This window comes from Chitinophaga terrae (ex Kim and Jung 2007) (assembly GCF_900107795.1).
Taxonomy (GTDB): Bacteria; Bacteroidota; Bacteroidia; order Chitinophagales; family Chitinophagaceae; genus Chitinophaga; species Chitinophaga terrae.
On the sequence record NZ_FNRL01000012.1, the window covers coordinates 1 to 15,228 of the forward strand.

The window sequence follows — 15,228 nt, forward strand, 5'->3', positions numbered from 1 at the left end:
GGGGAGAAAGCCCCAATGCAGTCAAAATGCAGGTCTATTGCGTGCTGATCGCTCAATTACTGATGGTGGTCATCAGAAAGAAAGCTGCCACGAAAAAATCTTTTGCTAATATGATCACCGTTATAAGATTACACCTGACAAGCTATGTTGGACTGATGGAATTTATTAAAGACACATATAAAGCATGGAGAAAAAAACACAATGCATCATCGCTTGCCTTTTCACCGTAATAAAGGAGGGGAGCTTCCCCCCATTTTGAAACAATCAAACTTTAGGCTGTAATCCTTATCAGAAAGGGATTACAGCCATTTTTAACCCGATTTTTGTCGGACAATAATGAATTTTTCTATTTCTTTTTCTTAAAGTTCCGGCATATAGTTTCGTGGTACTTACGATTAATGATCCAACATGGTTTCCTTTTTTACATAAATTTTTACAATTTGCACGCGAAGGAGCAAAGTTTTCACGCAGAAGGGCAAAGATAGCAAAGGAGCAAGTATTTTGTGAAATAAGAAAGGAAAGAGAGATTGTGGGGTGAAAATACATTTATATTTGCTCCCTGAGCTGGTTAACAACCCATGCCGCTATAAAATATATCCTGATGTCATTAAATTATCTGAATTACTCAAACATATTTCCTGCTGATCGTACAACAGCGGTGAATGCAGCACTGGAAAAAGCATTCGGCAACACTGTTATCAGCGAAGCTACGCTGCTGGCAGGCGGCTTATCCGGCGCGCCTGTGTATAAGATCATTGCAGGAGATCGCCCCTATGTTATGAAGCTGGATATACCGCATGCTAATACGGCAGCAGATCCTTTTGTGAAAATTGCATTGGCAGCGGAAGCGGGGATTGCTCCTCCCCTGCGCTACAAGAATGCAGAAGCGGGTATTATCATCAGCGAGTTTATCGAAAACAAGCCGGTACGGGCGATTTTCAACGGCGAAACGTTGGCTGTTAAACTGGCGGAAGCGGTGAAGAAGATACATGCAGTACATTACGACGTACCAGGCAGCGATATGAAAGAATCGGTCGATCGTATCCTCGGGACCTTTCTTCAGCATCGTATCCTGTCGGGACCGGTGCCGGACGAATGCCTGCAGCAATACGAAAGAGTGAAGGCGGTTTACCCCTGGGCCGATACGGACAAAGTATTCAGTCACAACGATCTGAATCCTTCCAATATTTTGTGCGACGGGGAAACCGTCTGGATCATCGACTGGGATACCGCCTTCGTTAACGACAGGTATGTAGACCTGGCAGGCGTGGCTAACTTTTTTGTCCATAGTCCCCAACAGGAAACGGCGTTCCTGCAAACCTATTTTGGCGAAGTAGATGATTATAAGTCTTCCAGGTTTTATGTGATGCGGCAGGTAAGCCGGATCATTTATGCAATGATGATGCTGCAACTGGCTGCCAGGGCTAAGCCAGCGGATCATGCGCACGACCAGCAGATGGAGGGCATGTACCTGAAAGACATTGGTCCGTTGCTGGGCAGCGGCGCTTTGTCGCTGGCTACCTATGAAGGGCAGCTCAGCTACGGTAAAGCGCTGATGAACGAGGCAGTGCAGCAGATGCGTACTCCCCGGTTTGAGGATGCGTTGCATTTATTAGGGAGTTCCAGGTAAGGCAGGATTTCCCTTTCCATCATCTTATATTTATCATTAATACATATACCCCAGTAAAGTAAAGTTCTGGTAATTAGAGAATTGTATTACAATCTTTTGCAATAGTTTCATACCTTTGCAAACCAAAAGACTATGTTTGAGAATTTGAAAATGGGAATATTAGGGGGCGGTCAGCTGGGTGCTATGTTAATACGGCATGCCATTGATCTTGGCCTCAACGTTTCGGTAATGGAAAAAGACGCCAATGCGCCTTGTTCACGTTATACGTCTTCTTTTTTTTGTGCCGATACCACTTCATATGAAGCAGTATTGGAATTTGGCAAGGGCCTGGACATTATTACAATAGAGCGTGAAGCTGTAAATATTGACGCTTTGCGCGAACTGCAGAAGCAAGGGGTAAAGGTTTATCCATCGCCCGACACTATTGCAGTGATCCAGGATAAATTCACTCAAAAACAATTCCTTCAATCGCACAATATTCCGGTAGCCGCTGGGGAAGCAGTACAAGGTAAAAATGACCTGTACGCCCTCGAAAGCAAACTGCCTTTCTGTCTTAAAAAGCGCCGTGACGGGTATGATGGTTATGGCGTGATGGTATTGAAGACAAAAGAAGATATTGCATCGGCTTTTGACGCGCCATGCGTGGTAGAAGAACTGGTAGATATCAAGCGTGAAATTGCTGTAATTGTAGCCAGGAATGAACATGGCGAAGTGAAATGTTATGATGCGGTAGCAATGGTGTTCTCTGAAGAGAAGTTTATACTTGATTTCCAGGAAGCCCCGGCGCAACTGGATGAAGCCATCCTTAAAGAAGCCGCTACCCTGGCCGAAAAGATTGCAGAGGCGCTCAACCTTGTTGGCATTGTTGCCGTGGAAATGTTTGTAACAAAAGATAATAAAGTTATAGTGAACGAACTGGCGCCAAGGCCGCACAACAGCGGACACCATACAATTGAAGCCAGCGTTACTTCACAATACGAGCAACTGCTCCGCGCCATATTAGGCTTGCCGCTTGGCGATACCAGCCTTCTCTTCCCTTCTTTAATGCTGAACATACTGGATAGCACTTCACTGAATGCAAACAAAGAAGAAAAGATAAAAAGCATCTTAGCGGTGCCGGGCGCACATCTTCACTGGTATGGCAAAATTGGTCACAGACCCGGCAGGAAAATAGGTCATATCACCATTGCAGACAACACAATGGAAAGCGTACTGTCGAAAGCTGAAATCATACGAAAAGTTTTAAATTAAAAAATATGAAACAGGTAGAAGTAGGCATTATCATGGGCAGCAGCTCCGATGCACCTATTATGAGCCAGGCGATCGAGGTTTTAAAGAAATTCGACATTGGCTTTGAATTCAACGTTGTATCGGCGCACCGTACTCCCCAGAAAATGTTTGAATACGCATCTACTGCAGAACAGCGTGGTTTGAAGATCATCATCGCGGGCGCCGGCGGCGCAGCACACCTTCCGGGTATGGTTGCCGCTATTACTACTTTGCCTGTAATTGGCGTTCCTATCAAATCATCCAACTCCCTTGATGGCTGGGATTCGCTTTTATCTATCGTACAAATGCCTGCCGATATCCCGGTAGCAACAGTTGGCGTTAATGGCGCCCGCAATGCAGGTTTGCTGGCAGTACAGATATTGGGAACCAGCAACAGCGCACTGAGAGAGAAAGTAGCGGAATTGAAGAAGGAGAATAACGAAAAGGTTATTAAACAGAACGAAACGTTAGATCAGTATAAATAAGGTTTAACAGTTACCAGGAAAAGGATACAGTGAACTTCAGGTTTGACTGTATCCTTTTTTTATGCCATTTACTTTTTACCAAGTACCGGTTTGCACGAACAACAACACCACTCCCATCACATGACAGACAATGGAGATTATTCCTGAACAATTATTATAAATTTGGGAAGACATCATATATAGCCTATGTCCACCTACGTTTTTTTCAATGTTCCCGCATATGGTCATATAAATCCAACGCTTCCCATCGTTGCAGAGCTAACCCGGCGCGGCCACCAGGTTTATTATTGGACCCATGACTCCTTTGCTGACGTGGTGCAGCGGGCAGGCGGCATCCCTGTTGTTTTACCGGGAACGCAGCAGGATCAAAATACGAAGCCGCCGGGCGATAAAGAGATTGCGCTTTTACCGTTTTTCATGGCGCGTGAATTGCCGCGCGCAGTACCGGAGATTTTGGAGAAGTTGAAAAATATAAAGCCCGATTGTATAATCTCCAACACCATGCTGCTTGCACCCAGGCTGGCGGCACGGATATCGGGATTGCCGCTGATCGGCTTCCGGCCGTTTCATAGCGCCAGGCGACAGCAAAAGATCGTTGAAACATTCACCGACCCAAAATTCGAATTACTTGCGCATAGTGCAAATGAGGCGCTTACAGCAGTAACAACATTATACGGGCTCCCTCGTCTTACGCTTAAAGAACTGCTTTCAGAGATACCGGAACTGACGCTGGTCTTTCTTCCAAAAACATTCCAGGTACATGCAGAACAGTTCGATGAACGTTTCCTGTTTGTTGGGCCATCGTTTACAGAACCGCAACCAATTCCGTGGCCGGTAGCTGAAAGCAGCAAATCGACGGCGATCAAAGTCTATATTTCACTGGGCACATTACGAAATAACGAACCTGGTTTCTACCGCATGTGCTTTGCCGCTTTCCCGGCGCCCGACTGGAGCGTAGTAATGTCGGTCGGTGAGCAGATAGACCTGTCTGCGCTGGAGCCTATTCCAGGCAACTTTGTGGTGAAACGTTCCGTTCCCCAGACCTCCCTGCTTCCAAACGTAGATGTCTTTGTTACGCATGGAGGCCTGAACAGCACAATGGAAAGTTTGTATTACGGTGTGCCTGTGGTGGTTTTCCCGTCCATACGGGAACAGTTGACAACAGGAGAACGGGTACGGGATCTGAACCTTGGCATTATGCCTGACCGTGATACTGTTACAGCGGCAGTACTTCGCGAGGCGGTAATGACAGTATACAAGAGCGAATCGATCAGGCATTCTGTAAACGAGATAAAGGATGCAATCCGTAATGCGGGAGGGTATTTGCGCGCAACTGATGCTATTGTTGGGTTTCAGCAGGCTTTTCCTCCGCACACAGTGAGGTTCATATGAACAGTAATGGATGAAGGCCGGCTTCCTTTTTTACTATTTTTTTCATGGGTTTAAGTTGAGTTGTGGAGAATGATGCTATGCGATGGTAAAGAGGAAGGATGCAATGATCATCCATGCGCCAACGATGATTCCCAGTATTCCCAGTTTGCCTTGTTTAGGTGCAACCTGTGCCCGGATACGTATCGCCTTTTCCCTGGCCTTTTGGTTCCCTGAAAGAAAGAACCGGTTGATGAGCGGGAATCCGAGCAAAAAGCCAAGGCATGCCTCCACAAGACTGCCTGCGGTTAAAGTACCCCACCAGATAGGCGTCGAAGTAAGCCAACCCAGGTTCAACACAGCGGTTACAAGTCCCCATATTCCCCAAAAACAGAAAATAATCCCGATCCATCCCTGGTAAGGTTCAACTTTTTCCAACAATTCCTTTGCGTTGGGTTTCTTTGATAAGATCAGGGAAGGAACGGCGATAATGCTCAGCAGGATTAATGTAATTCCGTAAACCATAATGTTGCATTTTTTAGTTAAGAGATTGTTTGATACGGTTGTTCCGTTTTGTTGTGCAACAAAGGTAGGCAGGCGGAATAGGGGCAGCAACCTCCTATCCAGTGAATTTCAATACCCTGTTTTCAGGGGGTTAACTGAGAAGACCTAATTTGACAGCGTACCTGGTAAGTCCTGCCAGGTTGCGTACTTTCAGCTTCAGGATAAGATTTTTCCGGTAACTTTCAATGGTATGTTTGCTGAGGAAGAGTTTATCAGCAATTTCCTGTGTAGTGTATTCTTCCGCAATCAGCTTCAGAACATCCTTTTCGCGGGAAGTAAGCATTTCAAGGGTTTCCTTCTCCTTATTGAAAACGCTTTTGAGATAGTCCTGCTTTACGGCTTCGGAAAAGTATTTTCCACCTTTGAGGATTGTTTTTACCGCGGCCAGCAGTTCTTCTGAATCCGCATTTTTCGATAAAAATCCATCGACATTATTCTGGATAAGCGCGTCGATCATGTTGGCGTCGGTGTGCATACTTACTACGAGCGTACTGATCTCCGGCCTTTTTTCCTTTATATAATTATTCAGTGTAATACCGTCTACATCCGGCATACTGATATCGGTAATAACAAGATCGACCTGTTCGGCCAGATGCTGGTCCAGATAGTTCATAACCAGTTTACCATTATGGGCATAATAAAGCACATGAAAGTCCTTTTCCTGTGCTATCAACCTGATAACGCCTTCCAGGAATAATTGATGATCGTCTGCAAGAATAATATTATGCTTCATAACATTTAGGATTTAAAGGTATTTCAATGTCTATCACAGTGCCTCTTGAGGGAAAAGAATCAATAGAAAATACGCCATCGAATAGTTTCACCCGTTCGCGGATATTCTGGAACCCGATGCCATATTTAACGGTTTCGAGAGAAAATCCCCGGCCATCATCTTCAAACAGCAACTTCAGTACGCCATCGAGTTGTGTCAGTTGTATTTCCACTTTCGAAGCCTGGCTGTGTTTCTGGGCATTGGTGATCAATTCCTGGATGATCTTATAGAGCTCCACTTTCAGCGAAGTACCGATGCGATCAATTTCTTCGGCCGGAAAAGCGTGGAAAGTGATGACAGCATTACCCGGCATATCGAATTGCCTGATATAACCGGTAATGAGATCGGCAAAACCCGTGTTGCTGAATTTCTGCGGTACAAGGTCATGAGAAAGATCACGCACCTGGCGATAAGTATCATCTAACTGCCGGATGAGGCTTTCCATCCTGTTCACGCGGGTTGGATCAGAGAGTTGAAGTTTTATGGCTGCAAGATTGCCGCCGATACTGTCGTGCAATTCTCCTGCGATCCGTTTCCGCTCCTTTTCCTGGCCGCTGACAGAGGCTTTAAGCAATTCCAGCTCCTTATCTTTCAGCAGCGCCGCAATCTTTTGCCGGTTCATTTCCTCCATCGTAGCATTTAGTTTGCTTTGGGTCTGCAATTTCTGGTAATACATATACAATAGTCCTATAACCGGCAGCAATATTACGAGAAACCCTATCAGCAGGCTGTATTTTACCGTTTTCTGATGATTTAATTCATTTTCCTTGTTCAGTATTTCTTTTTCTTTACGGGCGGTCTGGTATTTTATCTCCAGTTCATTGATCTCCTTTTTATTCTGCCTGTTCAATACTTCCCTGGAAATGCCCATGTACTGCGTCATAAGGGCATAGGCATTTTTATAATCCCCTGTTGCCGCATAGAGATTACGCAGGCTGTTCAACACTTTGAGCTGCGCTTCCACGTTATTCCATTGAAGTGCGTTAGCATAGACCAACGACAGCAAAATTTTTGCGTTATCATACTCTTTTTTTGTAATAAGGAGATCCCCCATCCTTTGTCCTGCACTGATGTATAAGTCAAAAAACCTGTGTTGCAGCGCATCATTTTTCACCTCGTTGTAAATGGAATATGCATTCGCAGACTGCTGGCTCAATTCTTCTATGATGCCGAGCGTCAGTTTCGCCTGCAGTTCTTTCTTTTCCTGGTGTTGCTGACGGAAAAAAGCCAATGCTTTCCCGGTGTATTGCTTTGCCTTTGACAGGTCTTTTTGTTCAAGAAAAATAGCTCCTAACCGCTCATACACCAAATGTTCGATCTGTATATCACCGCCGGTATCCAGGAGGTCGTTGTACGCAGCTATTGCTTTATTGTATTCCTTCCGGGCAGCATATATGTTGGCTATACCCAGTTTGTAGTCATTCACAGCGATTTTATTGTTGAGCGACTCGGCCATCCTGATCCCCTGGAGGTAAAAGCGTAATGCCTCGTCATACAATCCTTCTTCACTGTAAGCGTTGGCCAGAGTAAGATAAAGAGAAACCTGGAAGAGATGTTTTTCTGCGGAGGGAAGACTACTCAAGCTAAGACTGTCGATAAGCTGCCGGGTATAGACTATTACCGAGTCCGTGGTGCCATGAGCGGCATGGAAAGCCAATAGCGGCTCTGTAGCCGTTATTTTCGTCGTGATATCAGTGGCCTGGCGCACTTTCCATAAAAGGGAGTCCGGGGTTTTAACAGGCACCTCTCCATATCCTGTAAATGCGGCTTCACTTTGAGCGAGGCAGGAACAGGAGATAGCCAGCAGGACTGCAAAAAGCAGAACCCACGCTTTGTTTTGCCTGGTTCGGGTTAATATTATGGCATCCGTGATCAAGAAAAAGATTTTTGTTTGGACGCGGAAGTTAGTAATTATAGAGATTATTTCAGGCATTGAATGAACAAATGGAGGCAATTGATGCCCGTAAACTGCCTGGGATCACGTATTTCACCGGATATCCAGGGCCCGCCGTCTTTTTATCTTATATTAAACTTTATATTTGCCCAAACTCCTATACTAATCTTTCTTCCGATGAAAAAGATACTTCTTGCTATAGCATTTATTTTTTCGGCTTTTGCAGCATGGGCACAGGAAAAGATCACTGATGAACTTAAAGCGCTTTCCGATAACGGAAAATATGATGAAATAGTTAGCAGGTATACCTCCAATACCAGCGCCTACCCGGCAAAGGCCTTGTGCTATATCGGACAGGCGTATTATATGAAAGAAGATAATGAGAATTGCCTGAAATATATGGATATGGCCATTGCAAAGGACTCAAAAATTGCAGAGGCTTATTATCTAAAAGGAATGACCTATTCGTATATGGGAAAATTTGAGGCGGCTATCCCTTTGCTCCAAACGGCAATCGGCCTGCAACCAGCGGAAGCCGACAATTATAGCGGGCTTGGAGACGCATATTATAACCTGAAACAACAGGATCAGGCTTTAGCGGCTTATCAAAAGGCTACATCGCTCGACCACTGCCCAGACAGGCCTTATGTTATGATAGCCCAGATCTATACAGACAAAGAAGAATACGCGAAGGCAATTGAAGCATATTATACGGCGAAATCAAAAATTTCAAAAGAGTCTGCCTCCTACCTGAGTGTGTTGTACAATTTGGGCACAATGGAATACCTGCACGGTGATGCAGACCACGCCGCTACCGTGCTCACAGAACTGATACTAACGGCGCCGGATGATTATCCTTCCTATGCCCGGTTAATACAGGTATTTAATCGGCAGAAAAAATATGAACAGGCACAACTCTATAAAGAAAAACTTTATGCAGCCCACAAGGATGGCAAACTACCTGGTAACATGCAAGACAGGTTCTGCATCGACCAGTTTAAATGGAAGGATTACAGCGTAATGGTATTTGAACGGTATGAAAACGAAAACAAAGGCCGGATTTACTACAAACATATCTTTTATGTACTCGACAAGCAGGAACAAACCGCTTTGAGCGTACAATCTGAATTTTCGCCCATATCTGTTGAATTAAAGGGACCTAAATACCTGCTCTGCGCCAGCAAAGGCAATTCGCACCTGAACCCGGGTATCGGGTTAAAAGAGGATACTAAATATGAGAACCTTAAGGCGCTGGCGATTAAGCTTTTTGAAAAATATCTTGAATAAATAGTTTTACAACCTGCACGAAATCACTACACTTTGCAATCGCTTGTTGTCGGCCGCAGGCAGAGCAACAACATGGCCACTGCGCCCAATATCACCAGCGACATCAATGCAAAATCCCGCCCCAGATGCCCGGCATCCGTGCTCTTGCCCAGGAAATCCGTTATAACGGCGCCTGAAAAAACACCGCCCATATTCATAATGCCATAGGCGGTAGCACGTTTGGCGCTGGGCACAAACTGGCAAAGGATAGGCATATTGTTCGCATCAAACATCCCAAAACCCACCCCAAAGCAAAACGAGGCAGCAACCAGGAACAGGGGCGAATGGCCTAAACCCAGGAACAGTAATGCAGGTATGGTTAAACTCAATCCAATTGCACTGGTATAGATCCTTCCCCTGATGTTGCGTTGTACCCATTTATCGGATAAAGGTCCGCCTATCGCCACACCAATGAAACAGGAAACAGCGGTGGAAATAGTCGCCAGCGGGCCTGCTTCGCCCATGGGTACATTTAAAGAACCGGCAAATAGTGTAGGCAGCCAGTTCTTTATAGCCCATCCCGGGATACTGGGAATAGAAAAATAAAGAAAGATGATCCAGAACGGCAGCAATGTTACTACGCCTTTGATACCCCGAAAAAAAGGAGGCCGTTCTTCCTTTATATCCGGCCTGTGTTCCCGCAAAAACAAGATCAGCACAAAGGAATATACAATCCCAATAATACCAAACCAGTGAAATGTTTGCTGCCAGGAAAACGCTGCGGCAATAGTGGCGCCAAAACCGCCCAACGCCTGCCCGGTATACAGGCCAGTCATATGGATGCCTACTGCCAGCGAACGGCTACGCGTACTGTGATAATCCGCGATCAGCGATAACCCCGCCGGGATATACAGCGCCTCGCTGACGCCCATCACGGCCCGCAACCAGTACAACTGGTTAAACGTAGTGGCGTATCCCATCAACAATGTAACGGCAGACCAAACAAACAGGCTTCCTACAATCAGCGACTTCCTGTTAATCCTATCGGCAATCATCCCCGAAACAGGCGACATAAAACCATAGATCCACAGGAAGATAGCCATCAGCCGGCCAAAGCTGGTAGCGCTTTCCAACTCCGATATACTTTGTTGGATAGCCGGCTTCATGGTAGATAGCATCTGCCTGTCCAGGTAATTCAGCAACGCTACTACCCACAGCAACCCAACTACCATCCAGGGATAATATTTATTATTTTTCATCAACATGTTCAATGGGAATGTTTAGTGGCGGTAATTACATGCGGCGTTCTTGTGCCGGGTCGTACTTCTCCGCCGGGCAATACGACCATGCCATTCCAATCTACCAGTGTAGTGGTTACAGGCGCCCAGATACTGCCGTTCGGATTCGTTATGGCGTCGGCGTTCCGCTGAACAGCTATTTCTCCCTGTACTTCCCAACTATCGGCTTCCGTATCGTAAACTAACACTTTATTGGAAAACCCGGGGTGCCGTTCACGCAGTTCAGCAGCCCTGGCAGCGTCTTTACCGTCATCGCCCCCGAAGATGACAAGCTGGTTGTTACCCGGATGCCAGGCCGGCGAAGGCGCCGCTACCACGGCGGCAGGAAGTGCTGCACAATGTGACCAACCGCTGCCGGGGTTATAACGGTAAGCATCCCGCAGGTAACCGCGCTTGCCTGCATGCAATGCTGTGCCGCTGAAAAGATAGAAATTATTGCCAGCCGCTCCCGCTACGCTTAACATACGCGCCTCTCCGGGCCAGGAAGGCAACTGCTGCCAATGAGCCAGGCTATCGCCCACCGATAGATCCAGCATATAAAAATCATTTACCGCTGTATCATCCGCCGGCTGGCGCAATCCACCGGCCACGTATATACGATCCTGTACCTTTGCTCCACAAGTGTTAGCCAATGGTACAGGTAATGCCGGCAAGGTATCTATGCGCATGCGCCCTGCCTCCCATACAACCCGGAATACATCCCCGTAGTGACCATCGGCATTGCTGCCGCCGATGCAGATCAGTCCTTCGTTATCGCAGACGGAAACCCCGTAACCCAGCGGCCGTGGCAATTTGCCAGCCAGTCGCCAGGTTCCGCCGGGCTTCTCCATTACAAAAACATGATCGTACCAGGTTTTCTTTCCTCCGTTCCAGGGCGTACCCCCGTTGGGGAAATTACTGCCGCCTGCCACTATCAGCGCACCATGGGAAGTGCCGGCAAACGATCCGGCAAACCCTGTGCTGTCGGGCACCTCGGGCAGCGTATCCCAATGCAGGGAGAGCGCGGATGTTTCCGCGCTCTTATAGTCACAACTTTCGTTCATCAAACAGGTTAATATAGCAATTATGAAATAGAAGATCCGCATAAGCAAAAGTTAAACGGCAGTATGAGTTACAGATCCCAGCAGGGCTGCAAAACCGATCTGCTCCAGGTACGCTGCTATCTTTGCCTGTTGATCATCGGTCAAGGCTTTTAGCGGCAGGCGGCAAGGACCCAGGTCTGTTCCCAGGAGTTTCATGATCGCTTTTTGCGCCGGGATAGGCGAATACCATCCCAGGCATTGGATCATTTTCACCGCCTGGTATTGCATTTCCCTGGCAGCTTCCAGTTGCCCGTCATTAAAGAGTTGCATCACCTTCAGGTATAACGGCGCAGCGAAGGTGTAGGTACTGCCAATAGCGCCTTTTGCGCCTACCGACAACGCCGGCAACAACAGCTCATCGTAGCCGAAGAGAATATCAAATTTCCCGTTCCCGTAATTCAGGCAGGCCTGGTATTCGTGCAACGTACTGGCAGTATACTTGATGCCAGCCAGGTTGGGAATACGCTCCTCTCCCAGTTGCAGGAACTCCAGCGGGTTCACGGCTACGCCGGTAATCGCAGGAATATGATAATAATAGAAAGGCAACGCCGGCGCTGCTGCTGCAATCTCCGCCATGCAGTCTACCATTGTATGTGCAGAAGCAGGTTTAAAATAAAATGCGGATACTGCGGAAATAGCATCCGCCCCTGCCTGCTGGGCATGCGCAGCCAGCCTGCGGGCTTCCGCGATGGAAGAATGGCCCACATGCACCAGCACCAGGCAGCGTTTGTTCACTGCTTTAATATAGGCTTCTACGGTAGCCATGCGTTCCTCGGAGGTAAGATTAGGTCCTTCCCCATTGGTGCCGCAAATGAATACTCCTTTAACGCCCTGGCTTACCAGTTTATCTACTATCGCCTGTACCAGCGAAAGGTCCAGGGACCCATCCGCATGAAATGTGCTGAACGTTGCAGCAATCAATCCTTGTATTTTCATGTTCGTTATTTCTGTTTACTTGTTTGCTCCAGCCATTTGGTATTGAATTTTCTCAATACCAGGCTGTAATTGAATCCTTTGTTCTGCTGCGTGTTGGTTTCATACAGGCAGTAGATCACTCCTCCCGGGCCGGCGGCCATATCGCTATATCCTGCGGGACCGGTGCTAAGCACCTGGTGCAGGTTCCAGGTATTGCCATCATCGAATGATATACTGGCTGAAAGATTGGCACGGGGATGTTTTTCTATATTCCTGCTGTCTGGATTCACGAAAACGATGGCAGGTTTGCCCTGCGGTTTCCAGTCGCTTACCCGTACAATACTGGCCATACAGGTAGGATCGAACAACTCGTCGGCATACCGTGCGGGAGTCCAACCGGCAATACCATCTGTGCTTACGCTGAAGGCGCGTCGCTTCAGGGGCGATGGATTACGAATGCTCATGAGTACGCGGTTATCTGATAATTCGACGGGCTGACTTTCATTCGGGTTCGGAATTAACGCTGAAGAATCAGCAACGATAGCTCCCCGATGCCAGGTCTGACCGTGATCGTCGCTATAGATGGTAGCCACGCATGAAGGGCTGTGACTTCTGCGGGGTGTGAGTTTGCGGCTATCCGCCAACCACACGGCTGCAAGCAGCCGGCCCGAATGCAGCTGGATACCGTGGCCAGGGCCAGGCGCCAGTACTTTCCAGTTATACTCCGGTTTGAACTGGTCGTATACCGCGGTGATGTTGCGGGGCTGCGACCAGCTTTTACCATCGTCAACAGACTGTATATACCAGGCCTCTTTGTAATCTTTCTGGTACAGGAGATGCACTACTCCCCGTTCATCTACAATGGGTGTAGGATTGCCTACCGGCCCCTGTCTCATCGTATCCAGGACTTTGATCTCACTCCAGGTTTTGCCGCCATCTGTACTGCGGCGCATGATCAGGTTCATATCCGCCCAGTCGCTGGCATTGCCGATGCGCCCCTCGCAAAACGCGATCAGGGTTTGTTTCGGCGTCAGCACAAGGGCCGGAATCCGCATGGAAGCATATTTGCTGTCGGGTTCCAATACAACATGTGTTTCGTTTAACGCACCGCCACCTGCCGTTCGCGTGGTGCGGCAGGCAGTTATCATACTGCCGGCAGCGATGATCAATAAAAATAGTCGGGTTCTTCTCATTATCCGTAGTATTCTATTTGTAACCTTCTGTTTGTGTCATGTTCGGGTTGTTAGCCAGCACTGTTGTATTGACAGGCCAGAACAACGGCGTGGTCTTGCCTTTCAGGTTAGGCACGTAATTGTAAACATCAATAATGCCTCCTTTGTGAAAGCGAACCAGGTCGAACCAGCGCTTGTTCTCGAAAAATAGTTCCCGTCCCCGTTCGTCCAGTATCTCCATTTCTATCGCCTGTTTTGACATTGCACCGTCGTAAGCGTTTATACCTGCACGTGTTTTCACCAGATCCAGGTACTTTTTACTGTTGGCGAAATCGCCCAGCTCCGCGTAGGCTTCTGCCTTCAGCAGGTACAGATCGGCAAGGCGGTAGATGATAATATCATTATCCGCATACCGGTCGTCGGCATATACAGTTCCCGGATACTTGGTGATCCAGCTGATCTTAGGCCCGGAAGGATACATATCCGCAATCCAGGTGAATGGAATGCGTTTGTCTGCAGGGTCTGTGAACAGCGATTTCGACAAAGGACTGATCTGGTAAGCGCCCTGGCCGTTGGTAGAATTTTTCACATAAGGGATCTGCTCCTTGTTGATAGCCCCTTCCAGTACGTCTTTAAAAGGTAATGCATTCTTGGCATAATTTCCACCAGGTGTTTCGTCCTTGCTGTAATATGCGGCCATTAGTACTTCAGTATTACCTGCAGCGCGTACGCCGGTAACTTTGGCAAAATCGGCATTGAGTTGTACGCCTGTTGCTTCCACTTCAGCAACTGCATTCATGGCGGCCTGCAGATCAGCCTCCACACCGCCTATCACCCTTGCTTTCCATAGCAGCGCGTCTGCCTTCATAGCCATGACGCTTCCATATGCAAAACGATATTTGGAAGGATAAGCGGTTTTCGAAAAACCGGACATGCTGCTGAACTGCGCTGCGGCAGCGTCCAGGTCGGCCAGCACCTGCGTCATCACTTCTGCCCCGGTGGAACGCTTATGCAGGATGACGTTTTCGTCTGTAATCGCTTCCAGCACGATGGGTACGCTGCCGAATACACGCAGCAGGTGGAAATAAAAATAAGCCCGTAAGGCCAGCGCCTCGCCGGTGATCTTCTTTTTCAGATCAGGGTTGGAACTGAACGGGAAAGCTTTGATCTTTTCCAGCAGCAGGTTGCAATGCCCGATGCCGCGGTACCATTCTGAATAATTGACTGCCCCGTTGGACGGTGACAATGTTTGCGACCAGGCCACTCCGAAACGTGAGTTGGTGGCAGATATCAATTCTTCGCTACGCTCGGTGCCATAAGTAACGTTGTTGGCTATACTCCGTAATACGGTGTAAATGCCGATCACGTTCGGTTCAAAATCGCCTTCATTCTGGAAGAAAACCTGCTCAGTGATCTGCGATTGCGGTTTTACCTCCAGCAATTTGTCGCAGCTTGTGAGCAGCGCCAGGAGCAATATATAACAGCTAATTCTTTTCATACTTCATGATTTAAT

13 protein-coding genes and 1 pseudogene are annotated in these 15,228 nt (G+C 47.5%); 6 read left to right on the plus strand and 8 right to left on the minus strand.

Annotation, left to right across the window (positions count from 1 at the left end; translation table 11 throughout):
• The 5 genes and pseudogenes from BLV62_RS28320 to BLV62_RS14070 all read left to right on the plus strand — a co-directional run.
• Positions 1-230: pseudogene (locus BLV62_RS28320) on the plus strand (hypothetical protein); the annotation flags it as partial.
• Between the two features lie 371 nt (positions 231-601).
• Positions 602-1,630 (plus strand): phosphotransferase, encoded by a 1,029-nt coding sequence (locus BLV62_RS14055; protein ID WP_089762600.1) that lies wholly within the window; start codon positions 602-604, stop codon positions 1,628-1,630.
• Between the two features lie 132 nt (positions 1,631-1,762).
• Positions 1,763-2,881, plus strand: coding sequence for a 5-(carboxyamino)imidazole ribonucleotide synthase (locus BLV62_RS14060; RefSeq protein ID WP_089762601.1), 1,119 nt, complete (start codon positions 1,763-1,765; stop codon positions 2,879-2,881).
• 5 nt (positions 2,882-2,886) lie between these two features.
• Positions 2,887-3,384, plus strand: coding sequence for a 5-(carboxyamino)imidazole ribonucleotide mutase (gene purE / locus BLV62_RS14065; protein ID WP_089762602.1), 498 nt, complete (start codon positions 2,887-2,889; stop codon positions 3,382-3,384).
• Positions 3,385-3,570: 186 nt separating this feature from the next.
• Positions 3,571-4,776, plus strand: a complete 1,206-nt coding sequence (locus BLV62_RS14070; RefSeq protein WP_089762603.1) for a macrolide family glycosyltransferase — start codon at positions 3,571-3,573, stop codon at positions 4,774-4,776.
• Between the two features lie 75 nt (positions 4,777-4,851).
• Here BLV62_RS14070 and BLV62_RS14075 read toward each other — a convergent pair whose 3' ends face one another.
• The 3 genes from BLV62_RS14075 to BLV62_RS14085 form a co-directional block, all read right to left on the minus strand.
• Positions 4,852-5,277 carry a hypothetical protein gene (locus BLV62_RS14075; RefSeq protein WP_089762743.1) on the minus strand — a complete coding sequence of 142 codons (426 nt, stop codon included), beginning with the start codon at positions 5,275-5,277 and terminating at the stop codon, positions 4,852-4,854.
• Between the two features lie 130 nt (positions 5,278-5,407).
• The gene (locus tag BLV62_RS14080; protein WP_089762604.1) at positions 5,408-6,049 is read right to left on the minus strand and encodes a response regulator; all 642 of its coding nucleotides are present in this window, start codon (positions 6,047-6,049) and stop codon (positions 5,408-5,410) included.
• Complete coding sequence (locus tag BLV62_RS14085) at positions 6,039-7,964, minus strand: tetratricopeptide repeat-containing sensor histidine kinase (protein ID WP_168927859.1); 1,926 nt, start codon at positions 7,962-7,964, stop codon at positions 6,039-6,041. Before BLV62_RS14085 ends, BLV62_RS14080 begins: the two co-directional genes overlap by 11 nt.
• Positions 7,965-8,159: 195 nt before the next feature.
• Between BLV62_RS14085 and BLV62_RS14090 the strand changes: the two genes are divergently transcribed.
• The gene (locus BLV62_RS14090; protein WP_168927858.1) at positions 8,160-9,269 is read left to right on the plus strand and encodes a tetratricopeptide repeat protein; all 1,110 of its coding nucleotides are present in this window, start codon (positions 8,160-8,162) and stop codon (positions 9,267-9,269) included.
• A gap of 26 nt (positions 9,270-9,295) precedes the next feature.
• Here the strand turns inward: BLV62_RS14090 and BLV62_RS14095 are convergent, their stop codons facing one another.
• Genes BLV62_RS14095 through BLV62_RS14115 form a run of 5 tightly spaced genes read right to left on the minus strand, consistent with a single transcriptional unit; the run spans position 9,296 to position 15,213 of the window.
• Positions 9,296-10,513, minus strand: a complete 1,218-nt coding sequence (locus tag BLV62_RS14095) for an MFS transporter (protein ID WP_211117778.1) — start codon at positions 10,511-10,513, stop codon at positions 9,296-9,298.
• A 2-nt stretch (positions 10,514-10,515) separates the two neighbouring features.
• A complete protein-coding gene (locus BLV62_RS14100) occupies positions 10,516-11,589 on the minus strand; it encodes a hypothetical protein (RefSeq protein ID WP_089762745.1) in 1,074 nt (357 codons plus the stop codon).
• Between the two features lie 51 nt (positions 11,590-11,640).
• On the minus strand, positions 11,641-12,564 hold the full coding sequence (locus BLV62_RS14105; RefSeq protein WP_089762607.1) for a dihydrodipicolinate synthase family protein: 924 nt from the start codon (positions 12,562-12,564) through the stop codon (positions 11,641-11,643).
• 5 nt (positions 12,565-12,569) lie between these two features.
• The gene (locus BLV62_RS14110) at positions 12,570-13,736 is read right to left on the minus strand and encodes a sialidase family protein (RefSeq protein ID WP_089762608.1); all 1,167 of its coding nucleotides are present in this window, start codon (positions 13,734-13,736) and stop codon (positions 12,570-12,572) included.
• A 13-nt stretch (positions 13,737-13,749) separates the two neighbouring features.
• On the minus strand, positions 13,750-15,213 hold the full coding sequence (locus tag BLV62_RS14115) for a RagB/SusD family nutrient uptake outer membrane protein (protein WP_089762609.1): 1,464 nt from the start codon (positions 15,211-15,213) through the stop codon (positions 13,750-13,752).
• Positions 15,214-15,228: the final 15 nt, after the last annotated feature.